Origin of the sequence: Tianweitania populi (assembly GCF_014652875.1) — a bacterium.
Classification (GTDB): domain Bacteria; phylum Pseudomonadota; class Alphaproteobacteria; order Rhizobiales; family Rhizobiaceae; genus Tianweitania; species Tianweitania populi.
Genome location: NZ_BMZQ01000001.1, coordinates 387,949 through 407,886 on the forward strand (window position 1 = coordinate 387,949; position 19,938 = coordinate 407,886).

At 63.9% G+C, this 19,938-nt stretch carries 25 protein-coding genes; all 25 read left to right on the forward strand.

Features of this window, described 5'->3' with window-relative positions; translation table 11 throughout:
• Nucleotides 1-15 precede the first annotated feature (15 nt).
• The 25 genes from IE166_RS01895 to IE166_RS02015 all read left to right on the forward strand — a co-directional run bounded on the left by IE166_RS01895 (nucleotide 16) and on the right by IE166_RS02015 (nucleotide 19,820).
• The gene (locus IE166_RS01895; RefSeq protein ID WP_407701820.1) at nucleotides 16-1,170 is read left to right on the forward strand and encodes a phage portal protein; all 1,155 of its coding nucleotides are present in this window, start codon (nucleotides 16-18) and stop codon (nucleotides 1,168-1,170) included.
• Between the two features lie 11 nt (nucleotides 1,171-1,181).
• Nucleotides 1,182-1,505, forward strand: coding sequence for a DUF6107 family protein (locus IE166_RS01900; RefSeq protein WP_189501325.1), 324 nt, complete (start codon nucleotides 1,182-1,184; stop codon nucleotides 1,503-1,505).
• Entirely contained in the window at nucleotides 1,502-2,161 is a 660-nt protein-coding gene (locus IE166_RS01905; RefSeq protein WP_189501327.1) for an HK97 family phage prohead protease, read from the forward strand. The genes IE166_RS01900 and IE166_RS01905 overlap by 4 nt, the downstream gene beginning before the upstream one ends.
• A 9-nt stretch (nucleotides 2,162-2,170) precedes the next feature.
• Nucleotides 2,171-3,421 carry a phage major capsid protein gene (locus tag IE166_RS01910; protein WP_385964193.1) on the forward strand — a complete coding sequence of 417 codons (1,251 nt, stop codon included), beginning with the start codon at nucleotides 2,171-2,173 and terminating at the stop codon, nucleotides 3,419-3,421.
• Between the two features lie 83 nt (nucleotides 3,422-3,504).
• Complete coding sequence (locus tag IE166_RS01915; protein ID WP_189501329.1) at nucleotides 3,505-4,074, forward strand: head-tail connector protein; 570 nt, start codon at nucleotides 3,505-3,507, stop codon at nucleotides 4,072-4,074.
• Nucleotides 4,075-4,407, forward strand: coding sequence for a phage head closure protein (locus IE166_RS01920; RefSeq protein WP_189501330.1), 333 nt, complete (start codon nucleotides 4,075-4,077; stop codon nucleotides 4,405-4,407).
• A complete protein-coding gene (locus IE166_RS01925) occupies nucleotides 4,404-4,580 on the forward strand; it encodes a hypothetical protein (protein WP_189501332.1) in 177 nt (58 codons plus the stop codon). The genes IE166_RS01920 and IE166_RS01925 overlap by 4 nt, the downstream gene beginning before the upstream one ends.
• Nucleotides 4,561-4,968: a DUF3168 domain-containing protein gene (locus IE166_RS01930; protein ID WP_189501334.1), complete on the forward strand. Its 408-nt coding sequence runs from the start codon at nucleotides 4,561-4,563 to the stop codon at nucleotides 4,966-4,968. Before IE166_RS01925 ends, IE166_RS01930 begins: the two co-directional genes overlap by 20 nt.
• 34 nt (nucleotides 4,969-5,002) lie before the next feature.
• Nucleotides 5,003-5,410, forward strand: a complete 408-nt coding sequence (locus IE166_RS01935) for a phage major tail protein, TP901-1 family (RefSeq protein WP_189501336.1) — start codon at nucleotides 5,003-5,005, stop codon at nucleotides 5,408-5,410.
• Nucleotides 5,407-5,733, forward strand: a complete 327-nt coding sequence (locus IE166_RS01940; protein WP_189501338.1) for a gene transfer agent family protein — start codon at nucleotides 5,407-5,409, stop codon at nucleotides 5,731-5,733. Before IE166_RS01935 ends, IE166_RS01940 begins: the two co-directional genes overlap by 4 nt.
• Nucleotides 5,706-5,966, forward strand: coding sequence for a rcc01693 family protein (locus IE166_RS01945; RefSeq protein WP_280514863.1), 261 nt, complete (start codon nucleotides 5,706-5,708; stop codon nucleotides 5,964-5,966). Before IE166_RS01940 ends, IE166_RS01945 begins: the two co-directional genes overlap by 28 nt.
• Nucleotides 5,959-6,504: a phage tail tape measure protein gene (locus IE166_RS01950; protein WP_189501343.1), complete on the forward strand. Its 546-nt coding sequence runs from the start codon at nucleotides 5,959-5,961 to the stop codon at nucleotides 6,502-6,504. The genes IE166_RS01945 and IE166_RS01950 overlap by 8 nt, the downstream gene beginning before the upstream one ends.
• A 12-nt stretch (nucleotides 6,505-6,516) precedes the next feature.
• Nucleotides 6,517-7,149, forward strand: coding sequence for a DUF2460 domain-containing protein (locus IE166_RS01955; RefSeq protein ID WP_189501345.1), 633 nt, complete (start codon nucleotides 6,517-6,519; stop codon nucleotides 7,147-7,149).
• Nucleotides 7,146-8,033 carry a DUF2163 domain-containing protein gene (locus IE166_RS01960; protein WP_189501347.1) on the forward strand — a complete coding sequence of 296 codons (888 nt, stop codon included), beginning with the start codon at nucleotides 7,146-7,148 and terminating at the stop codon, nucleotides 8,031-8,033. The genes IE166_RS01955 and IE166_RS01960 overlap by 4 nt, the downstream gene beginning before the upstream one ends.
• Entirely contained in the window at nucleotides 8,030-8,470 is a 441-nt protein-coding gene (locus IE166_RS01965; RefSeq protein WP_189501349.1) for an NlpC/P60 family protein, read from the forward strand. The genes IE166_RS01960 and IE166_RS01965 overlap by 4 nt, the downstream gene beginning before the upstream one ends.
• Before the next feature lie 7 nt (nucleotides 8,471-8,477).
• Nucleotides 8,478-12,368: a baseplate multidomain protein megatron gene (locus tag IE166_RS01970; protein ID WP_189501351.1), complete on the forward strand. Its 3,891-nt coding sequence runs from the start codon at nucleotides 8,478-8,480 to the stop codon at nucleotides 12,366-12,368.
• 23 nt (nucleotides 12,369-12,391) lie between these two features.
• On the forward strand, nucleotides 12,392-12,598 hold the full coding sequence (locus IE166_RS01975) for a hypothetical protein (protein WP_189501357.1): 207 nt from the start codon (nucleotides 12,392-12,394) through the stop codon (nucleotides 12,596-12,598).
• 241 nt (nucleotides 12,599-12,839) lie between these two features.
• Entirely contained in the window at nucleotides 12,840-13,103 is a 264-nt protein-coding gene (locus IE166_RS01980; RefSeq protein WP_244641293.1) for a hypothetical protein, read from the forward strand.
• Between the two features lie 37 nt (nucleotides 13,104-13,140).
• Nucleotides 13,141-13,812 carry a response regulator transcription factor gene (locus IE166_RS01985; protein WP_189501358.1) on the forward strand — a complete coding sequence of 224 codons (672 nt, stop codon included), beginning with the start codon at nucleotides 13,141-13,143 and terminating at the stop codon, nucleotides 13,810-13,812.
• 9 nt (nucleotides 13,813-13,821) lie between these two features.
• A complete protein-coding gene (locus IE166_RS01990) occupies nucleotides 13,822-15,195 on the forward strand; it encodes an ATP-binding protein (protein ID WP_189501360.1) in 1,374 nt (457 codons plus the stop codon).
• A 73-nt stretch (nucleotides 15,196-15,268) separates the two neighbouring features.
• The gene (locus tag IE166_RS01995; RefSeq protein WP_189501361.1) at nucleotides 15,269-15,700 is read left to right on the forward strand and encodes a hypothetical protein; all 432 of its coding nucleotides are present in this window, start codon (nucleotides 15,269-15,271) and stop codon (nucleotides 15,698-15,700) included.
• An 85-nt stretch (nucleotides 15,701-15,785) separates the two neighbouring features.
• A complete protein-coding gene (gene ccmI, locus IE166_RS02000) occupies nucleotides 15,786-16,925 on the forward strand; it encodes a c-type cytochrome biogenesis protein CcmI (RefSeq protein ID WP_189501362.1) in 1,140 nt (379 codons plus the stop codon).
• Complete coding sequence (gene ccmE / locus IE166_RS02005; RefSeq protein WP_189501363.1) at nucleotides 16,922-17,359, forward strand: cytochrome c maturation protein CcmE; 438 nt, start codon at nucleotides 16,922-16,924, stop codon at nucleotides 17,357-17,359. The genes ccmI and ccmE overlap by 4 nt, the downstream gene beginning before the upstream one ends.
• Before the next feature lie 15 nt (nucleotides 17,360-17,374).
• Nucleotides 17,375-19,354 (forward strand): heme lyase CcmF/NrfE family subunit, encoded by a 1,980-nt coding sequence (locus tag IE166_RS02010; protein ID WP_189503185.1) that lies wholly within the window; start codon nucleotides 17,375-17,377, stop codon nucleotides 19,352-19,354.
• 10 nt (nucleotides 19,355-19,364) lie between these two features.
• Nucleotides 19,365-19,820: a cytochrome c-type biogenesis protein gene (locus tag IE166_RS02015; protein ID WP_189503186.1), complete on the forward strand. Its 456-nt coding sequence runs from the start codon at nucleotides 19,365-19,367 to the stop codon at nucleotides 19,818-19,820.
• Nucleotides 19,821-19,938 lie beyond the last annotated feature (118 nt).

Below are 19,938 nucleotides of genomic sequence, written 5' to 3' on the forward strand. Positions count from 1 at the left end.
GATAAGGCTGGGATGATGAAGGCATGGAACTGGCCGTGGCGGAGCGTGGCCCTAAGCCCGGAGCGCAAGGAAGCCGGCGGGATCGGCTTCGTGGCGCTGCATGGGCAAGCCGCAGCGCACTGGACGCGGCGCGATTACGGCGCGCTGGCCCGCGAAGGCTATATGAAGAACCCGATCGTGCATCGCTCCGTGCGCATGATCGCGGAAGCGGCGGCGGCGGTGCCGTGGCTGCTTTATCAAGGCGTCACTGAGCATGACGCGCATCCGCTGCTGAAGCTGCTTGCGCGACCCAACCGGCGCATGGCGGGCGCGGCCTTCCTGGAAGGGCTTTATGGCCACCTGCTGCTTTCGGGCAATGCCTATGTCGAGCTGGTGAGCGCGGGCGAGCGGCGTGAGCTACATCTGCTGCGGCCGGACCGGACGCGGGTGGCGACGGACGAGCGTGGCTGGCCCGTGGCGCTGAATGTGGGCGAGGGGCGCGATAAGCGAACTGTGCCGCTGGGGCCGGATGGGGCGCTGCAGCTCCAGTTGTTTCATCCGGTGGACGATCATTACGGCTTTGCGCCGCTGGAAGCCGCACTGACGGCGCTCGATACGCATAATGCGGCGGGGCAGTGGAACAAGGCGCTGCTCGACAACTCGGCGCGGCCTTCCGGTGCGCTGGTTTATGCGCCGAAGGAGGGCGGCAATCTCACGGACGAGCAATTCGAACGGCTGAAGGCGGAGCTTGAGGACGGCTATTCCGGTGCCAAGCGCGCCGGGCGTCCGTTGCTTCTGGAAGGCGGGCTCGACTGGAAGGCGATGGGCTATTCGCCCAGGGACATGGACTTCATCGAGGCGAAGAATGCCGCCAGCCGCGACATTGCGCTCGCTTTCGGCGTGCCGCCGATGCTGCTGGGGATCCCCGGCGACAACACTTACGCGAACTATCAGGAAGCCAACCGCGCCTTTTACCGCCTGACGGTGCTGCCGCTGGTGGCAAAGACCGCGCGGGAGTTTTCGGCATGGCTGGGGCCGTCATTCGGCGAGGGCCTGAGGCTCTGGTTCGATGCGGACCAGATCGAGGGGCTGGCGGCCGAGCGCGAGGCGCTGTGGTCGCGCCTGAGTGCGGCGACGTTCCTGACCGATGACGAGAAACGCGAGGCGGTCGGCTACCGGCCGTTGCCGTGAGGACAATCATCATGAATGACACAGCCATGATCTGGCTGGCGCGCGGCGTAGGTGCCGCGGCCGGCTCGGCGATTTCGCTCGCCTACATCCTGCCGCGCGGACGACGCGAGGCGGCGGTGCGCTTTGCCGTCGGCCTCGTCAGCGGCGTCGTGTTCGGCGGGGGCGTGGGGCTGAAGATCGCCCACGAGCTGGACCTTGGCGTGGCCCTCGGTCCCTTCGAACTGATGCTGATGGGTTCGGCTGCCGCAAGCCTTTGTGCCTGGTGGGCGCTGGGCTTCGTGATGCGGCTGTTTGAGCGCGGCACAACCAAATCCGAAAAAAGCGAGGCGCGATGAGCGGGATCGAAACCAAGCGCGTGGCGCTTGCCGTGGAAGAGGTGGACGCGGAAGGATCGTTCACCGGTTACGCCAGCCTGTTCGGCGCGCCGGATCTTGGGCGTGACATCGTGGAGCGCGGGGCTTTCGCGAAGTCGCTGCGAGCGCGGGGTGCCAGCGGCGTGCGCATGCTGTTCCAGCACGATCCGGCGCAGCCGATCGGGATATGGACCGAACTGCGCGAGGACGAACGCGGGCTGTTCGTGCGCGGGCGGCTGCAGAGCGAGGTGGCGCGGGGGCGTGAAATCCTGGCGCTGATGAAAGCGGGTGCGCTAGACGGTTTGTCGATCGGCTTTCGTGCGGAAAAGGCACGCAAGGAAGCGGCGACTGGGTTCCGGCGCATTCTGGAAGCGGACCTCTGGGAAATCTCCGTGGTGACCTTTCCGATGCTGCCGGGCGCGCGCATCCGCCAGGTGAAGAGCGGGGCGCAAAGCCTTCCCACGACCCGTAAATTCGAACGCTGGCTCACGCAGGATGCTGGGCTGTCGCGGGCGCAAGCCAAGCTGGTGATCAGCAAGGGCTTCGCCGAACTGAAGCGCGAGCGAGACGCCGCGCAAGGCCGACCTGAAAGGCTGGCGGACACAATCCGCGCGGCCGCAAACCTGTTCCAGAACTGAGGATCAAATATGCAGACCATGCAGAGCAAGCGTGCGCCGGAAACTAAGAGCGGTGCGCCGTATGATGTGAAGGGCGCGTTTGACGATTTCATGGGCGCGTTCGAGGCGTTCAAGGACGCTAACGACACCCGCCTCGGCGAACTCGAAACGCGCATGACGGCGGATGTGCTGTCGACCGACAAGGTCGATCGCATCTCCAAGTCGCTCGATGCACAGCAACGCAAGCTGGACGAGCTGCTTTTGAAGAAGGCGCGCCCGGCGCTGGGTCGCAGCAGTGAGGTGGGCGCGAGCGAGCACAAGGACGCCTTCGAAGCCTATGTGCGCTCCGGTGACGAGCGCGGCATACGCTCCGTGGAAGCCAAAGCGATGAGCATTGGTTCGGGTTCGGACGGCGGCTATCTCGTGCCGGTTGAGACCGAAACGGAGATCGCCAAGCGGCTTTCCGTGCTGTCGCCGATCCGCTCGATTGCTTCGGTGCGCCAGGTGTCCACGGCCGTGCTGAAGAAGCCGTTCGCGCTGACCGGTCCGGCGACGGGCTGGGTGGGCGAAACGGCGGCGCGCACGCAGACGGCGAGCCCGACGCTGGCCGAACTCGAGTTCCCGGCGGCCGAGCTTTACGCCATGCCATCCGCCACGCAGGCGCTGCTGGAAGACAGCGCGGTGGATCTCGACACCTGGCTGTCTGACGAGATCGAACTCGCCTTCGCCGAACAGGAAGGCACGGCTTTCGTGACGGGCAACGGCGTCAACAAGCCGAAGGGTTTCCTCGCCTACGACAAGGTCGCGGAGCCGAACTGGTCCTGGGGCTCGCTCGGCACGATCGCAACGGGTGCGGCGGGTGCCTTTGCCGCGACGAACCCGGCCGACAAACTCGTTGACCTTATCTATGCGCTGAAGGCCGGTTACCGCGAAAACGCGTCCTTCGTGATGAACCGCAAAACGCAAGCCGCGGTGCGCAAGATGAAGGACGGCGACGGCAACTATCTCTGGCAGCCGCCGGCGGGTGTTGGTCAGAAGGCTTCGTTGATGGGCTTCCCGGTGGTGGAAGCCGAGGACATGCCGGATATCGCGGCGGACTCGACGGCGATTGCCTTCGGTGACTTCGCGCGCGGCTATCTGATCGTTGACCGCACCGGCGTGCGCGTGCTGCGCGATCCGTATTCCGCCAAGCCGTATGTGTTGTTCTACGTGACCAAGCGCGTCGGCGGCGGTGTGCAGGATTTTAGCGCGATCAAGCTGCTGAAGTTCGCGACGGCCTGATCGCCCGAGCCTGAACAAACACATGAGCCCCGGCATGATCTGCCGGGGCTTTTTCTTTTCCGCCAGACGCTTGAGGGATTTTCATGACTCTGTTTCGCACCGTCGAGCCGGCGGCCGAGCCGGTGACCGTGGCCGATGTAAAGGCGCATCTGCGGCTCGATCATGCGAGCGAGGATGGGCTGATCGCGGATCTGATCCGGGCAGCGCGGGCTGAGGTCGAACAGGCCACGGGCTGTGCGCTGATCGAGCAAAGCTGGCGGCTGACGATCGATCGCTGGCCGGCATCCAACCGCGTGCTGATCCACAAGCATCCCGTGCGCGAAGTGTTGTCGGTGACGATCTATGGAAGGGATGGCGGTGCGGCGATTGTTGATCCGGCGACGATGCTGCTCGATGCCGATGCGCGGCCGACACGCCTTCACTTCGACCAGGCGCCGCAGCCGGGGCGAGCGATGAACGGGATCGAGGTGGATTTCGTCGCGGGTTTCGGGCCGGCGGGAACGGATGTGCCCGATCTGCTCAAGCGCGCAGTGGTGATGCTGGCGAGTCATTGGTTCGAGTTCCGCGCGGTGCTGTCAGCCAAGGATCAGCCGGCGTCTTATCCGAAGGGTTATGAGCGCCTGATTGCGCCTTATCGTTCGCGGAGGCTCTAGATGGTGAGTTTCATCGAGCCGGGCAGCCTGCGCACCGAGCTGGCGCTGGAAGACGTGACGCTGAGCGAGGATGGCGCGGGCGGGCATGTCGAACACTGGACGGAAGTCGCCACCGTGTTTGCGCGGCTGGAGCCGGTGCGGGCGGATGCGCGCTTTGGGGCGGATCAATCGCTGGAAAGCGTGACGCATCGGGTGACGCTTCGTTTTCGCGACCTTGTGAAGAGCGGCATGCGCTTTCGGTTGGGGGCGCGATTGTTCGACATCGTGACCGTTCATGATCCTGATGAATCCGGCCGTTATCTTGTTTGTCGAACGCGGGAACAGGGCCGATGAAGGTGAGTTTTTCGCTGACGCTGGATGGCATGGTTCGCGCCTTGCGCACCCGGCTGCATGGTGTGCAGGATGAGGTGCAATGGGGCGGGGCGGACGAACAGCCGGAACGTCGCGCCCTGCGCGATGGCGAGACTGCAACCAGGGAGGGGCGCGATGGCAGCCGCGGCGGTTGAATTGCAGAAGGTGATCTTCGCGGCGCTGCGGGGTGACGCGGCGATCAGTGCCGTGGTGGGCAACCGCATCCACGACCATGCGCCCGCCAATGTCCGCTTTCCCTATCTCACTTTCGGGCGCAGCAGCGCTTATGACTGGAGCACGGGCACGGAGATCGGCACCGAGCACCTGTTCTCGATCCATGTCTGGTCGAAGGCCAGGGGCAAGACCGAGACGCTCGAACTGATGGGACGCGTCGAAGAGATTTTGCGCGACGGCAAGCTCGTGCCGCATGGCCATCACCTCGTGAACCTCACACCGGATTTCGCGGAGTCGCGGTTCGATGAGGAACTCTCCCTTTATCATGGGCTGCTGCGCTATCGCGCCGTGACCGAACCGGCCGCTTAAGGCCCAAAGTCCTCAAACAATCTGGAGACTGCTTATGGTTGCTCAAAGGGGCAGGGATCTGCTTGTCAAAATGGAGGCCGGCGGCGCCTTCACCACGGTTGCGGGGCTCCGCACCAAGCGGCTCGCCTTCAACAGCGAAACGGTGGATGTGACCGACGCGGATTCGGCCGGACGCTGGCGCGAATTGCTGGCAGCAAGTGGCGTGCAGCGGGCGTCGGTGAGCGGGGCCGGTATCTTCAAGGATGCAGCTTCAGATGCGGCGATGCGCTCAGCCTTCTTCTCCGGCGCGATCGGGCGCTGGCAGTTTCTGGTGCCGGATTTCGGGACCGTCGAGGGTCCGTTCCAGATCACGGCGTTGGAATATTCCGGCGCGCATGACGGCGAGGTGACCTTTGAAGTGTCGCTCGAATCGGCGGGTGCTGTCGGGTTCGTGGCCCTATGAGCGTGAACCGGCGACGCGGCGAGGTGGCCGCTGTTCTGGATGGCCGTGAGTATCGGCTGTGTTTGACGCTGGGCGCGCTGGCCGAACTGGAGCATGCCTTTGCGGCTGATGATCTGGGCGCGCTGGTGCAGCGCTTTTCCAGCGGTTCGCTTTCGGCTGGCGACATGATCGCGGTGATCAGCGCGGGTCTGCGAGGCGGCGGCAACGACATTAAGGACGACACGGTGCGTGGGATGACGACTCAGGGCGGCGTGGCAGGCTTTGCGCAGATCGTCAGCGATCTCCTGCAGGCGACATTCGGAGCGCCTTCCGCAAACCCTTAAGTGCCGCAGCAGGTGGAAGCGCGCAAGCGAGCGCGGCCTTTCCGTGGGACCAGGCGATGGCGCTTGGTTTCGGCCTGCTGCGGCTTGAGCCCCGCGCTTTCTGGGCAATGACGCCGATCGAACTGGCGGCGGCGATCAAGCCGCTGTTTCCGGCTGGCGGCGGCGAGCCGCTCGGGCGCAGCGAGTTTGATCGCATGATGCAGCAATTCCCCGATGGAGGACCTTATGGCTGACGATGTGCGTATCCGCATCGAGGCGGATGCCGCGCCGTTTCTGGCGACGCTCGATAATTTGCGCACGGTGTCGCAAGGGTTCGGGCGGGATCTGACTGGGGCGCTGAAGAGTGCGGCGGTGAGCGGGAAGTCGCTGGACGACATTCTGCGGCGGCTGGGCTCGAACCTGGCGGGGCGGGCGTTGTCGGCGGGCTTGGCGCCGCTGAGCCAGCTGACCGGATCGCTGCTGTCGAACATCTTTGGCGGACTGACAGGCGGCGTGACGCCGTTCGCCAAGGGCGGGGTGGTGTCGACGCCGTCTTACTTCCCGATGGCATCAGGCACCGGGTTGATGGGCGAAGCGGGCGCGGAAGCGATCCTGCCGCTGGCGCGGGGGTCCGATGGGCGGCTGGGCGTCGCGTCGGGCGGTGGCGGTGGTGCGCCGGTCAACATCACCTTCAACGTGACGGCAAGCGATGCGGCTTCGTTCCGCAAATCGGAAGCGCAGATCACCGGCATGCTGGCGCAGGCCGTGTCGCGCGGCGCGCGCGGACGTTAATCAGGAGCGGAAATGGCTGAGTTTCATGACGTGCTGTTTCCCGCAGCCGTGTCCTTCGGCGCGACCGGCGGGCCGGAGCGGCGGGTCGAGATCGTGCAGATGACGTCGGGGCGTGAGCAGCGCAATGCACGGCTGCGCCATTCGCGCAGGCATTATGATGCGGGCACCGGCGTGCGCTCGCTGAGTGACCTCTATGAGATCATGGATTTCTTCGAGGCGCGGCGCGGCTCGCTACACGGGTTTCGGTTTCGCGACCCGTTCGACATGAAGTCGTGTCGGCCAGATGCGACGATCGCGGCTCGGGATCAGAGGATTGGCACTGGCGATGGCGTGGCGCGGGTGTTCCAGCTGGCGAAGACCTATGGGGTTGGCGAGGACGCTTATGTCAGGCCGATCCGCAAGGTGCTGACATCAAGTGTGCGGGTGGCGGTGGCGGGTGCTGAACTGGCCCCGAACCGTTTTGCGGTGGATGCGGCGACCGGGCTGGTGACGCTGATGCAGGCGCCGGTTGAAGGCGCGGCGGTGACGGCCGGCTTCGAGTTCCATGTGCCGGTGCGCTTCGACACCGAGCGCATCGCCATCAGCCTGACCGCCTTCAAGGCCGGGCAAATCCCTTCCATTCCCTTGATCGAGGTGAGCGCATGAGTGTGAGCGAGGAGTTTCGCACCCATCTGAGCGGCGCGACGACGACTTTGTGCCATTGCTGGCGCGTGACGCGGCGCGGTGGGACGGTGGCCGGCTATACCGATCATGACGAGAAGCTGGTGGTGGAAGGCACGGCGTTCCAGCCGGAAAGCGGGTTTTCGGCCAGCGAGGCGCGGGACCGGCTGGGTCTGAGCACTGATACGGTGGACATCGATGGTGCGCTGTCTTCGCTCGATATTTCTGACGAGGAGATCGCCGCGGGCGCGTTCGACGGCGCGGGCGTGGAAACGCTGCTGGTGAACTGGAGCGACCCCAGCCAATGGACGCTGCTGCGCAAGGCGGTGATCGGCAAGATTGTCAGGCAGGATGGGCTGTTTACGGCGGAGCTGTTAAGCCCGACGGAAAGCCTCGACCGCGTGAATGGGCGATACATTCGCAGGGAATGTGACTCGGTGCTGGGCGACCGCCGCTGCAAGGTGGCGCTGGATCGGCCGGATTTTCATGCCAGTGGATTGGTGGTGAAGATCGAGGGGCGCGATGCGGTGCTGGCTTCCGGCCTGAACGATGTGGAAGCCGGGTGGTTTTCGCATGGGCGGCTGACCTGGACATCGGGTGCGAATGCCGGGCGGGTGGAGCAGGTGCTGGACCATGCGCGGCGGCTGGACGGGGTGCGGCTGGTGCTTTGGCGCGATGGCACGATTGTCTCGGCACCCGGCGACGCGTTCACCGTGGAAGTCGGTTGCGACAAGCTGTTTGCGACCTGCGAGGCGAAGTTTGGCAATAGCGCGAACTTCCGCGGCTTTCCGCATCTGCCGGGCAATGACGCTGCTTACGGCTATGTCACGGACGGCGTCGTGTTCGACGGCGCGCCGATTGTGCCATGACCAGAGTTGTGAGTGGCGAGCGGATCGTAGCCGAGGCGATGACATGGCTCGGCACGCCGTATCGGCATCAGGGGCGGCGGCGCGGGGTGGGGTGCGACTGCCTGGGGCTCATCATGGGCGTTTGGGACGGGGTTTATGGTGCCGTTCCCGAGCAGCCGGGCGCTTATGCCGCCGACTGGGCAGAGGCGGGTGGCGGTGATCCGCTGCTGGAGGCCACTCGGCGGCACTGCCGGGAGAAGCCGGTTGGTGAGGTGGCGGCGGGCGATCTGATCCTGTTTCGCTGGCGGCCGGACCTGCCGGCCAAGCATTGCGCGATCGCGTTGGGCGAAAGCCGCATGATCCATGCCTATGAGGGGCATGCGGTGCTCTTTTCGCCGCTCGGCTCGCACTGGAAGCGCCGGATTGCCGGCGTGTTTGCCTTTCCCGAACTGAATTGAGGTTTCGATGGCGACGATCGTTTTGCAGGCGGCCGGGGCGTTTCTCGGCGGCATGCTGGGGCCTGTCGGCGCGGTGGTGGGCCGCGCGGCCGGTGCGCTGGCGGGCTATGCCGTGGACCAGGCCGTCATCAACGGCACGCGGCGCCTGGAAGGGCCGCGGCTCAACGATCCGCGCCCGTTCACGGCGGAAGACGGAGCCGCACTGCCACGCGTTTACGGCAGCGTGCGGGTGAACGGGACGCTGATCTGGGCGACGCGGTTCGAGGAGGAAACGACCTCCGAGCGTGCTGGCGCCAAGGGCGGGCCGAAGGTCACCAGCTACACCTATTTCGCCAATCTGGCCTTTGCGTTGTGTGAGGGGCCGATCGCCGGCGTGCGACGCATCTGGGCGGATGGGCGGGAGCTCGACCAGACGCGCTATGAAATTCGCTGGTATCGCGGCGATGACGCGCAGGAGCCGGATCATCTGATCGAGGCCAAGCAGGGCGCGGGCAATGCGCCGTCTTATCGAGGCACGGCCTATGTCGTGTTCGAGCGCTTCCCGCTGGCCGATTATGGCAATCGCGTGCCGCAATTTTCTTTCGAGGTCATGCGGGCGGTTGGAGGCTTGAGCGCCAATATCAGGGCGGTGACGCTGATTCCGGGTTCGACGGAATACGGCCTGTCGCCCGCGCTTGTAACCGAAAAGCATCGGCCGGGCGAAACGGAAGCGCTGAACCGGCATGTGCTGCATGCCGGCAGCGACCTCGTGGCGGCCCTCGACGAGCTGCAGGCGCTTTGCCCGAGGCTCGACCATATCGGGCTGGTTGCGACCTGGTTCGGTAATGATCTGCGCGCGGGCGATTGCACGATCCGGCCGATGGTGACGCAGAACACGAGCGGCGGTCAGTCGCAGCCGTGGCGTGTGTCAGGGCTGGAGCGGGCGGAGGCGGCGGAGGTGTCGCGCCATGACGGCCATGCGGCCTATGGCGGTGCGCCGTCGGATCGGTCGGTGATGGAGGCGATCCGGGAGATCAAATCGCGCGGCCTTCAGGTGACGCTCTACCCATTCATCATGATGGACGTGGCGCATGGCAACATGTTGCCGAACCCGTACGGTGGCACGGGGCAGCCAGCTTATCCCTGGCGCGGCCGGATCACCTGCCATCCGGCGCCTGATCAGGTGGAAACGGTGCAGGGACGCGCGGCGGCTGGATCGCAGATCGCTGCGTTTGTCGGCGAAGCGGGGCGGGCAGCGTTTCATGCGCAAGCCGATACCGTACGCTTTACCGGCGCTGCAGACGACTGGGGTTATCGTCGCTTCCTGCTGCACTTCGCGCATCTCGCCAAGGCGGCCGGCGGGGTGGAAGCGTTTCTGATCGGATCCGAACTTCGCGGGCTGACTTCGGTGCGAGATGAGACGGGTGCGTTTCCGTTCGTTCAAGCCTTGATGCGTCTGGCAGAAGATGTGCGGGCGATCCTCGGGCCGGACACGAAAATCAGCTATGGCGCGGACTGGAGCGAGTATTTCGGGCATCAGCCGCCGGGTACCGGCGACGTGATCTTCAATCTCGACCGGCTCTGGGCGCATCCGTCGGTGGATGCGGTCGGCATCGACAATTACATGCCGCTGTCCGACTGGCGCGACGCGGATGCCAGTGGCGGCAATCCGGATGGGTTCGGCAGTGCCTATGATCCGGATGGCTTACGCAGCCAGATCGCGGGCGGCGAGGGCTATGACTGGTATTATGCCAGTCTGGAGGACCGGCATGGACGAAAGCGCACGCCGATCACGGATGGCGCCTATGGCAAGCCATGGGTCTATCGCTTCAAGGATCTCAGGAATTGGTGGGCGAACCCGCATCATGATCGTGCGGGCGGTGTAGAGGCGGCACAGGCGAGCGCCTGGGTGCCGTGCTCAAAGCCGATCTGGTTCACGGAGCTCGGCTGTTCGGCGGCGGACAAGGGGCCGAACCAGCCGAATGTCTTTCCTGATCCGAAATCGACGGAGAACGGGCTTCCTTACTATTCGACAGGTGGGCGTTCGGATGTGGCGCAGCAGAACTTTCTCCAGGCGCATCAAGCGCATTGGGATCCTGATGTTGCGGGCTTTCGCGACACCGAAAATCCGGTTTCGCCTGTTTACAACGGGCGGATGGTGGATCCCGAACGTGTCTACCTCTGGGCTTGGGATGCGCGGCCGTTTCCGGCTTTTCCGGTGCGCGGTGATGTTTGGGCGGATGGTAGCAATTGGCTGCTGGGGCATTGGCTGAACGGGCGCCTGAATACGGTCACAGTGGCGGATTTGATCACTGCGGTACTTGCCGATCAGGGGCTGCCGGCGGCGGATACGTCGGGCGTCGATGGCTCGGTGCATGGCTATGTCGTGAAAGAGCCGGGAACGGCGCGCGCCGCGCTGGAGCCGATCGTCAACCTGTTTGGCTTGGGCGTTCGGGATGATGGCGAGCGCCTGCGGTTTGGCGGGCAGAGCACGGCTGCGGCGATCGAGGTCGATGATCTTGTCATCGAGGAGCGCGGGGGCGTCATTGAAACGAGCCGCGTGTCGGATGGCGAGTTGCCGACGGAGCTGACGTTGGCGTTCCGTGATCCGTTTGCGGATTACCAGGCGGGAACGGTGCGCAGTGTTGATCCCCGGCAGGCGGAAACGCGGCAACAGGCGCTGGCGATGCCGGTGGTGCTGGAGCCAGCGAGTGCGGCCGCCTTGGCGGCAGATCGGTTGCGGGATTTTTGGGCTGGGCGGGAAGAGGTGGCTTTTGCCGTTCCCAATGGCGCGATCGATCTTCAGCCGGGTACGGTGATCCGGCTGCCGGAGGACAAGCCGGGGATCGAATATCTGGTTACGAGCGTGGAAGCGGGGTCGAAGCGCAGTCTTCGCGCCAAGCAGATCCGCCGCGTGCCGGCGTCACCTTGGCGGGTGCAGAAGCCGATCGAGACAGTGATTACGCAGCCGATGGCGGGCGCGCCCTTCGTGGTGGTGCTCGATCTGCCGATGCTGCCGGGCGAAACCTCGCCCGAGAACCAACTGCGGATCGCGGCCTATGCCAAGCCGTGGAAGTCGCTGGCCGTGATGGCGTCGCCGGAAGGCAGCGGGTTCAGCGAGCGGGGCATGGTTGCTGCGCCAGCCGTGATTGGCGAGTTGGTGGAGCCGCTGAAGCCTGGCGTCGTCGGTCGGCTCGACCATGCCAATCGGATCGATGTGTCGTTGCTGGCGGGGTCGTTGGCCAGCCAATCCACCGCGCAGTTTCTGAACGGTGGCGGGACGGCGGCGGTGCAGTCGAACAATGGAGTTTGGGAGATCGTGCAGTTCAGCCAAGCCGAAGAGGTTTCGGCAGGACGCTGGCGGCTGCGTGATTTGCTGCGGGCTCAGCTTGGCACCGATGATGCAATGCTGGCAGGCGCTTCTGCCGGGCGATATTTCGTTCTGCTCGATGAGCGGGTGAAGCCGGCTGGGTTGCGCTCGGCCGAGCTTGGACTGGAGCGGCAATGGCGGGTTGGGCCGACCGGCTATGCCATCTCGGATGCCTTGTTTGCGACTCAAACCCAAATCGGCGGCCAGCGTTCGCGGCTTCCGCTTGCGCCGGTCCATCTTCGCTGTTCGGCTCAGGCCGATGGATGGCGGTTCTCGTGGATCCGGCGCAGCCGGGTCGATGCGGATGACTGGACGGCCAGCGAGATCCCTTTGGGTGAAGCCGCGGAGGCTTATGAGGTCGAGATTGCGGACGGCGCAGGAGGGGTGAACCGCCGTGTGCAGGTGTCCTCAACCGGGCTTTTCTACACTCGCGACCAAGCGGTTGGCGACTTCGGAAGCGCGCCGGCGATGATCCGCGTGACGGTCCGCCAAATCAGCGCAGCGGTCGGTGCCGGGCTTCCGGCGCAGGCTGATTTCGCACTTTTGTGATGAACAAACGGAAGGAGTTCGCAATGGAAAGCTCGAAACCCTGGTATCTCTCGCGTACGGTCTGGGCGTCGCTGGTGACGGTGGCCGCCGCGCTTGGCGGTTTGATGGGCATGTCGATCGGGGCAAGCGATCAGGCCCTGATGAGCGAAGCCTTGCTGCAGATCGTGACGGCTGTAGGCGGTGTGATCGCTGTCCTCAGCCGCTTGTCGGCGACGGAAAAGATCGGCTGAGTGCGGGCGGTTCGTGATGTCTCGCTGAGTGATCCGGGCTGTTGGGGATGGGCCAAGCGGGCAACGGAAACGTTCATGACGCGTTCAGCCCTCCTGCGATAACCTCAAGGAAAGTGGAGAAACAGATGGCGGCAAGACGAGGCGAAAGGATCCGGGATGCGGATCGATCGCCGGGCAATGAGCTGTTGCCCACGCACACGCCATCTTCGCTCCGGCCCACTGTTTTTCCTCGACGGGGATCATGAAGCTCACACGCGCTCTCACCTTCGCTTCGCTCGTCGTGCTCGGCTCGTTGGCGGCAACACCTTGGCCATCGACAGCCTATGCCGATGATTGCTATGCGATTGGCGTGAAGCTGGCGGCCGACAAAGGCGGCCAGCTTGCACGCGCCATGCCGGCCGTTCAGGACGGGAAGCAGATCTGCCGTATCGTGATCCTGCTTCCCGGAAAAGACGGCGCCCGGCCGCGGCGCGCCGAATATATCGTGCCTGCCGACAAGGATTGAACCGGACGGCAGACACAGACCTTTCGAGGGAGAGGGCATGCGCATACTGGTCGTCGAAGACGACAAGGATTTGAACCGTCAGGTGTCCGACGCATTGTCCGATGCGGGCTATGTGGTCGATCGCGCCTATGATGGCGAGGAAGGACACTTCCTCGGCGATACAGAACCCTATGACGCAGTCGTTCTCGATATCGGCCTGCCGCAAATGGACGGCATCAGCGTGATGGAACGCTGGCGCCGTGCAGGTCGCAAGATGCCGGTGCTGATTCTCACGGCGCGCGATCGCTGGAGCGACAAGGTGCAGGGCATCGATGCAGGCGCCGACGATTACGTCACCAAGCCCTTCCATATCGAAGAAGTGCTGGCGCGTGTGCGGGCGCTGATCCGCCGCGCAGCCGGCCATGCGTCTTCGGAATTGTCGTGCGGTCCGCTCCGTCTGGACATCAAGGCATCCAAGGCCGATGTGGACGGCGTGCCGCTGAAGCTGACTTCGCACGAGTTCCGGCTGCTGGCCTATCTCATGCATCACACCGGCGAGGTGGTGTCGCGCACGGAACTGGTCGAGCATCTGTACGATCAGGATTTCGATCGTGACTCCAACACGATCGAGGTTTTCGTCGGACGTCTCCGCCGCAAGATGGGAGTGGACCTGATCGAAACGGTGCGCGGCATGGGCTATCGGATGCGCGATCCCGGCCGAGCGGCCTGATCCCGGCGCATGGTTCGCCTTCCGCGCTCGCTGACAATCCGCGTTCTGGCACTGTCGACGCTTTGGGCGGTGCTGTCGCTCGTAGCGATTGCGACTGTGATATCGGCGCTTTATCGGCAGGCGAGCGAACGGAGCTTCGACAGTCTTCTGTCGGCGCACCTGTTCAACCTGATTGGGGCGGTCGGCGTCAGCGATGAGGGGCGCCTTCAAGGCTCGCCGGATCTTGGCGACGTGCGCTACGTCATTCCCCGTTCCGGCTGGTACTGGTCGGTCGAGACGATTTCGGAGAACCTGACAGGTCGCCTGCGTTCGCTGTCCTTCAGCGGCAATGTCGATTCGCCGACGCTGGTGCAGGTGCCCTTTGATGGGCGGTTTCAGCGCTCTTATGCCGCCAATGGTTTGGCCGGCGAGCGGGTCAAGGTGTTCGAAAACGAGTTCGTGCTGGATGACCAGAACCGCATCGCGCGGTTCCGCGTCATGGGCAACCTGACCGAACTCGAAGACGAGATCGGCGAGTTCGAGCAGCGGCTTTACTTCTATCTCTTCATGTTTGGTCTCGGCACCGTGGCCTTCAACGCGGCCGCCATCATCTTTGGCTTGCGGCCGCTGGCGAAAGTGCGGGCGGCCTTGTCCAAGGTGCGCGAAGGATCGGCTCAGCGGCTGGAAGGTTCTTTCCCGCCGGAGATCGAGCCGCTGGTTCATGAAACCAATGCGCTGATCGACAACAATCGCCGTATCGTGGAGCGGGCGCGCACGCAGGTCGGCAATCTCGCCCATTCGCTGAAAACGCCGCTGGCCGTAATCATGAACGAAGGGCGGTCCATGGGCACGGAGCAAGGGCAGTTGCTGGGCGACCAGGCAACGGCCATGCGCCAGCAGATCGACAACTATCTTCAGCGCGCTCGAATTGCAGCACAGCGCGACAGCGTGGTGTTCCGCACGCCGCTGCGGCCTTCCATGGAGCGTCTCTTGCGCGTCATGGAAAAGCTCAATCCGTCCATGCGCACCAGCCTCGACATGCCGGATGGCGACATCATCTTTGCCGGCGAGGAAGGAGACTTCGAGGAAGTGTCCGGCAATCTGATCGAGAACGCCATGAAGTGGGCCGGCGAGCGGGTGCAGGTCAGCATTCGCAGCGCTGCAAACGTCGAGAGCGCGGAGCGTTTGGCACTGATCATCGAGGATGACGGTCCGGGCATTCCGGACGAAGCACGGCGCGAGGCGCTGAAGCGCGGCAAGCGCCTGGACGAAACCAAACCGGGCTCGGGGCTCGGCCTCTCGATCGTCTCGGACCTCGTGGCGCAATATGGCGGAACGCTGACGCTGGATCGATCGGAACTTGGCGGGCTCAAAGTGATTGTAGAACTCCCCCGCGCTCATTAGCTATGCTATGTATATAGCTGTGCTATAAGTGCTCGGCAGGCATGCACTTTCCCGATCGGCAGCACCCACGACCATGAAGACAAAAGTCCTTTCCGCGCTTCTCCTGGCCGTTCTTGCCGGATGTTCGACCACGGGTCTGCGCGTGCCGGCCAATAGCTTCGTGCAGCCGACGAAAACCGAAAAGCCAATCGGCGCGGCCCTCCTGGACGCCATGGCGGGCGGGCTTGTCGGTGGAACGATCGGCAAGGAACTCGACAATCGCGACAAGCGCAGTGCGCTGGAAGCCGAGTACAGGGCGCTGGAATATACGCCGAGCGGTCAGCCTGTAACGTGGCGCAACCAGCGCGCCGGCCGTTACGGCGAAGTTGTCGCAGCCCAGCCTTACCGCGTCGGATCGCAGGACTGCCGGCAGTATAATCACACCATCTTTGTCGATGGAAATCCCAAGAGCGCACGCGGTTCGGCGTGTCGCAATGCGGACGGAAGCTGGACGCCGCTGACCTGAGGCTGCCTGAGGTAAGGCCATCCCAGACGGAAAGCCGCACCCCGCCGGTGTTGGCGAAGGGATTAGCGGGGCGTAAAAGACGCCCATGTTGTTCTGGATCGTTGCCGCCCTGCTGACATTCGGCGCTTGCGTCAGTGTTTTACTGCCGTTCATGCGGCACACTCCCGCGGCTGCGCCCGACAGTGCCTTCGATCTGATGATCTACAAGGATCAGCTTGCCGAAGTGGAGCGCGACCATGCCCGCGGCTTAATCGGTCGTGCGGAGGCCGAACAAGCGCGCAACGAGATCGCGCGGCGCATCCTCAAGGCGGATCAGACCAAGGACGAGATTGCCGGCCGAACCGGAGCTGCGGGACGTTGGCTTGCCATGATCGCCGTGCTTTCAGTGCCGCTGGTGAGCTGGGGCGTTTATGCCGCCACCGGCTCGCCCGACCAGCCATCGCAGCCATTAGAAGCGCGCAAGCAGCAGAACCCCGCCGACAGCCCGGTCAACGACCTGATTGCACGCGCCGAAGCGCATCTGCAGGCCAATCCGCGGGATGGCAACGGCTGGGAAGTGCTGGCGCCGATCTATCTCCGCATCGGCCGCGCAAACGATTCCGTGACCGCCTATCGCAATGCCATCGAGTATCTGGGCTCCACGCCTCAGCGCGAAAGCGGTCTCGGGGAAGCCTATGTGAATGTTGCCGACGGCATGATTTCGCCTGACGCCAAGGCCGCCTTCACGCGCGCTTTGGCGGCCGAGCCCAAGGACGGCAAGGCTCGCTTTTACCTTGCTTTAGGCGATGCACAAGAAGACCGCCTTGAGGAGGCGAAAGCGGCCTGGAGAGCGATGCAGGCTGATCTGCCGGACAACTCGTCCTGGAAGGGCGCGGCCACGGCCGCCCTTGCGCAAGCGGGCGAAATGCAGACTGAACAAGCGGCCTCCACGCAGCCGAACCCCAGCGCTGCTGATATCGACAATGCCAGCAGCATGACGGCGGAAGACCGCACCGCCATGATCGAGGGCATGGTCGCCAGTCTCGATGCTAAGCTCAAGGACAATCCCAACGACCAGCAGGGATGGGAGCGGTTGATCCGGTCCTACACGGTTCTCGGCAAGCCGGATGAAGCGCGCGACGCTCTGGAGCGCGGCACTGCGGCCCTGGGTAACACGACACGGGAGGCGGCGGCGCTGCAGGCATTTGCAGCCACCGTCGGCATTTCCGAAGCGAGCAAGCAATGACGCGCAAGCAGAAGCGACTATCCGTCATTCTCGGGGCGCTGGCCTTTCTAGGCGTGGCGACCGGGCTGACCTTTTATGCGCTCGGACAGCGCACATCCTTTTTCTACATGCCGGAAGATCTTCAGACCGCAGCGGTGCCAGCCGGCCAGCGCATCCGTTTAGGTGGCTTGGTGGAAAGCGGCACGGTTCTGCGCGGGCAGGGCACGGATGTGGCCTTCTCGGTCACCGACGGCACCGACTCGGTGAAGGTCGTTTATGCCGGCATTCTTCCCGATCTGTTTCGTGAGGAGCAAGGCGTGGTGACCGAAGGCGCGTTTCGCGAGGATGGCACCTTCGTTGCCGACAGCGTGCTTGCCAAGCATGACGAGAACTACATGCCGAAGGAAGTTGCCGAAGGCCTGAAGGCCAAGGGCGTTTGGCAGGAAGAACAGTGATGGGCGGGCATGCCAATGGTTGAACTCGGCCACTTCGCCCTCGTTCTGGCTTTCGCGCTGTCGTTGGTCCAGTCGACCATTCCCATTGTCGGTAGCCAGAAGAACGATGCCCGCTTGATGGCGGTCGCGGGACCCGTTGCCGTGGCGGTCTTTACCTTGATCGCAGCGTCGTTTCTGGTGCTGACCTGGGCTTACGTCGTGTCCGATTTCTCGGTGCGCAACGTCTTCGAAAATTCCCACTCGATGAAGCCGACGCTCTACAAGATCACGGGAACGTGGGGAAACCATGAGGGCTCGATGCTGCTCTGGGTGCTGATCCTCTCCCTGTTCTCGGCTTTGGTTGCCGCGTTCGGACGCAATCTGCCGGCGACCTTGAAGACCAATGCGCTTGCCGTACAGGGCTGGGTGGCATCCGCCTTCCTCCTGTTCATTCTGGCGACGTCCAACCCCTTTACACGCCTCGTACCCGCGCCGTTCGAAGGGCAGGACTTGAACCCCATCCTGCAGGACATCGGTCTCGCCATCCATCCGCCGCTGCTTTACCTCGGCTATGTCGGCTTTTCCGTCAGCTTCTCCTTTGCCGTCGCAGCCCTGATCGAAGGCCGGATCGACGCGGCTTGGGCGCGCTGGGTTCGGCCCTGGACACTTGCGGCCTGGATCTTCCTGACCGGCGGTATCGCGATGGGGTCTTACTGGGCCTATTACGAGCTCGGCTGGGGCGGGTTCTGGTTCTGGGATCCGGTCGAAAATGCGTCCTTCATGCCGTGGCTTGCTGGCACTGCGCTGCTGCACTCGGCGCTGGTGATGGAGAAGCGGTCGGCGCTGAAGATCTGGACGGTCTTGCTCGCCATCATGACCTTCTCCTTGTCGCTGCTTGGCACCTTCCTGGTGCGTTCCGGTGTGCTCACGTCCGTGCATGCCTTCGCGACCGATCCCGCGCGCGGCGTGTTCATCCTGGTGATCCTCAGCCTGTTCGTGGGCGGTTCCTTTGCACTGTTTGCATTCCGAGCGCCGAGCTTGACGGCGGGCGGCGTGTTCCAGCCGATCAGCCGCGAGGGCTCGCTGGTGCTGAACAACCTGTTCCTGACAACCGCGACCGCAACCGTACTTATCGGCACGCTGTATCCTTTGCTGGTTGAAGCCGTCAGCGGCGACAAGATTTCCGTTGGCGCACCCTTCTTCAACCTGACCTTCGGTCCCCTGATGATCCCGCTGCTGGCTCTGGTGCCGTTCGGGCCATTGCTAGCCTGGAAGCGCGGCGACCTTTATGCGGCTGCGCAGCGCCTTGCCTGGGCGCTAGGCGGTGCGATCCTGGCCACACTGGTCGTGATGATCTTCGTTGATCGCACCATGTTGTTTGCGGCACTAGGCATTGGCTTGGCCGTGTGGCTGTTTCTCGGCGCGATTACGGATATCGCGCTGCGATCCGGGTTCGGAAACACGTCCTTTTCCAACATGCGCCGCCGCTTCTTCGGCCTGCCGCGCTCCGCGCATGGCGCAGCGCTGGCGCATCTCGGGCTAGGCGTTGCCTTGCTCGGCATCGTCGCAACGACAGCTTTCCAGAGCGAGCATATCGTTGCCCTGAAGCCCGGCGAAACAACGGACATCGCCGGCCGCAATCTGCGTTTCGAACGGCTCGTTCCGCATCAGGGGCCGAACTACACCGAGGATCAAGCCGTGTTCACCTTGATCTCCGGCAATCGCGAGATCGGCTCGGTTTCGTCCGCTAAGCGCCTTTACACCGCTCGTCGGATGCCAACCACGGAGGCCGGCATTCTGACACGCGGCTTCAGCCAGCTTTATGTTGCGCTGGGGGATCCGACCCCTGACGGCGGCATCGTCGTGCGCATCTGGTGGAAGCCGATGGTGACCATGATCTGGCTTGGCCCATTGCTCATGATGATCGGTGGCATCCTGTCGATCTCCGATCGCCGCCTGCGGATCGGTGCTCCGGCGCGTCGCAAGGCAGTTCTTGCGCCTCAGCCGGCAGAATAGGATGAGCGCGATGCGAGGCTGGCTTGCGGCAATCCTGATCCTGATCGGCTTGAGCTTTCCGGCGTTTGCCGTGCAGCCCGACGAAGTGCTGGCGGACAAGGAACTGGAGACTCGCGCGCGGACCATTTCGGCCGAACTGCGCTGCCTCGTTTGCCAGAACCAGTCGATCGACGACTCCGATGCCGATCTTGCCAAGGATCTGCGCATCATCGTTCGCGAGCGGCTGACGGCGGGCGACGACAATGAAGCCGTGCTGGATTATGTCGTGTCTCGCTATGGCGAGTTCGTGTTGCTGAAGCCGCGCTTCAGCGTCCGTACCGCACTGCTTTGGGGCGCCCCACTGCTACTCCTGCTTGCCGGCGCCACCGTTCTGATCATGAACAGACGGCAGCTTTCCTCGGAAGCTTCGGCCGAACTCAGTTCGGACGAACGCAAGCGTCTGGACGCCATCCTGAAGGACGGCTGAGCCGCCGCTTCCTGAGAAACGGCTGAGCCGTTGCAGATTACGAAAGTTTCATGCGGCGGACAGCGTCCTGTAAGGAACGCCGCCCTATCTCTAGCCTCAACGAAGTACGGGATCGGAC

Excerpts from the sequence above, each read along its gene's own strand:
- IE166_RS01910 (WP_385964193.1), top strand. The coding sequence starts at position 2,171 with ATGCAGACCATGCAGAGCAAGCGTGCGCCGGAAACTAAGAGCGGTGCG.
- IE166_RS01940 (WP_189501338.1), top strand. The coding sequence starts at position 5,407 with ATGAGCGTGAACCGGCGACGCGGCGAGGTGGCCGCTGTTCTGGATGGC.
- IE166_RS01930 (WP_189501334.1), top strand. The coding sequence starts at position 4,561 with ATGGCAGCCGCGGCGGTTGAATTGCAGAAGGTGATCTTCGCGGCGCTG.
- IE166_RS01955 (WP_189501345.1), top strand. The coding sequence starts at position 6,517 with ATGGCTGAGTTTCATGACGTGCTGTTTCCCGCAGCCGTGTCCTTCGGC.
- IE166_RS01895 (WP_407701820.1), top strand. The coding sequence starts at position 16 with ATGAAGGCATGGAACTGGCCGTGGCGGAGCGTGGCCCTAAGCCCGGAG.
- IE166_RS02015 (WP_189503186.1), top strand. The coding sequence starts at position 19,365 with ATGCGAGGCTGGCTTGCGGCAATCCTGATCCTGATCGGCTTGAGCTTT.
- IE166_RS01990 (WP_189501360.1), top strand. The coding sequence starts at position 13,822 with ATGGTTCGCCTTCCGCGCTCGCTGACAATCCGCGTTCTGGCACTGTCG.
- ccmE (WP_189501363.1), top strand. The coding sequence starts at position 16,922 with ATGACGCGCAAGCAGAAGCGACTATCCGTCATTCTCGGGGCGCTGGCC.
- IE166_RS01960 (WP_189501347.1), top strand. The coding sequence starts at position 7,146 with ATGAGTGTGAGCGAGGAGTTTCGCACCCATCTGAGCGGCGCGACGACG.
- IE166_RS01900 (WP_189501325.1), top strand. The coding sequence starts at position 1,182 with ATGAATGACACAGCCATGATCTGGCTGGCGCGCGGCGTAGGTGCCGCG.
- IE166_RS01935 (WP_189501336.1), top strand. The coding sequence starts at position 5,003 with ATGGTTGCTCAAAGGGGCAGGGATCTGCTTGTCAAAATGGAGGCCGGC.
- IE166_RS01995 (WP_189501361.1), top strand. The coding sequence starts at position 15,269 with ATGAAGACAAAAGTCCTTTCCGCGCTTCTCCTGGCCGTTCTTGCCGGA.
- IE166_RS01950 (WP_189501343.1), top strand. The coding sequence starts at position 5,959 with ATGGCTGACGATGTGCGTATCCGCATCGAGGCGGATGCCGCGCCGTTT.
- IE166_RS01980 (WP_244641293.1), top strand. The coding sequence starts at position 12,840 with ATGAAGCTCACACGCGCTCTCACCTTCGCTTCGCTCGTCGTGCTCGGC.
- ccmI (WP_189501362.1), top strand. The coding sequence starts at position 15,786 with ATGTTGTTCTGGATCGTTGCCGCCCTGCTGACATTCGGCGCTTGCGTC.
- IE166_RS01905 (WP_189501327.1), top strand. The coding sequence starts at position 1,502 with ATGAGCGGGATCGAAACCAAGCGCGTGGCGCTTGCCGTGGAAGAGGTG.
- IE166_RS01920 (WP_189501330.1), top strand. The coding sequence starts at position 4,075 with ATGGTGAGTTTCATCGAGCCGGGCAGCCTGCGCACCGAGCTGGCGCTG.
- IE166_RS02010 (WP_189503185.1), top strand. The coding sequence starts at position 17,375 with ATGGTTGAACTCGGCCACTTCGCCCTCGTTCTGGCTTTCGCGCTGTCG.
- IE166_RS01975 (WP_189501357.1), top strand. The coding sequence starts at position 12,392 with ATGGAAAGCTCGAAACCCTGGTATCTCTCGCGTACGGTCTGGGCGTCG.
- IE166_RS01915 (WP_189501329.1), top strand. The coding sequence starts at position 3,505 with ATGACTCTGTTTCGCACCGTCGAGCCGGCGGCCGAGCCGGTGACCGTG.
- IE166_RS01970 (WP_189501351.1), top strand. The coding sequence starts at position 8,478 with ATGGCGACGATCGTTTTGCAGGCGGCCGGGGCGTTTCTCGGCGGCATG.
- IE166_RS01965 (WP_189501349.1), top strand. The coding sequence starts at position 8,030 with ATGACCAGAGTTGTGAGTGGCGAGCGGATCGTAGCCGAGGCGATGACA.
- IE166_RS01985 (WP_189501358.1), top strand. The coding sequence starts at position 13,141 with ATGCGCATACTGGTCGTCGAAGACGACAAGGATTTGAACCGTCAGGTG.
- IE166_RS01925 (WP_189501332.1), top strand. The coding sequence starts at position 4,404 with ATGAAGGTGAGTTTTTCGCTGACGCTGGATGGCATGGTTCGCGCCTTG.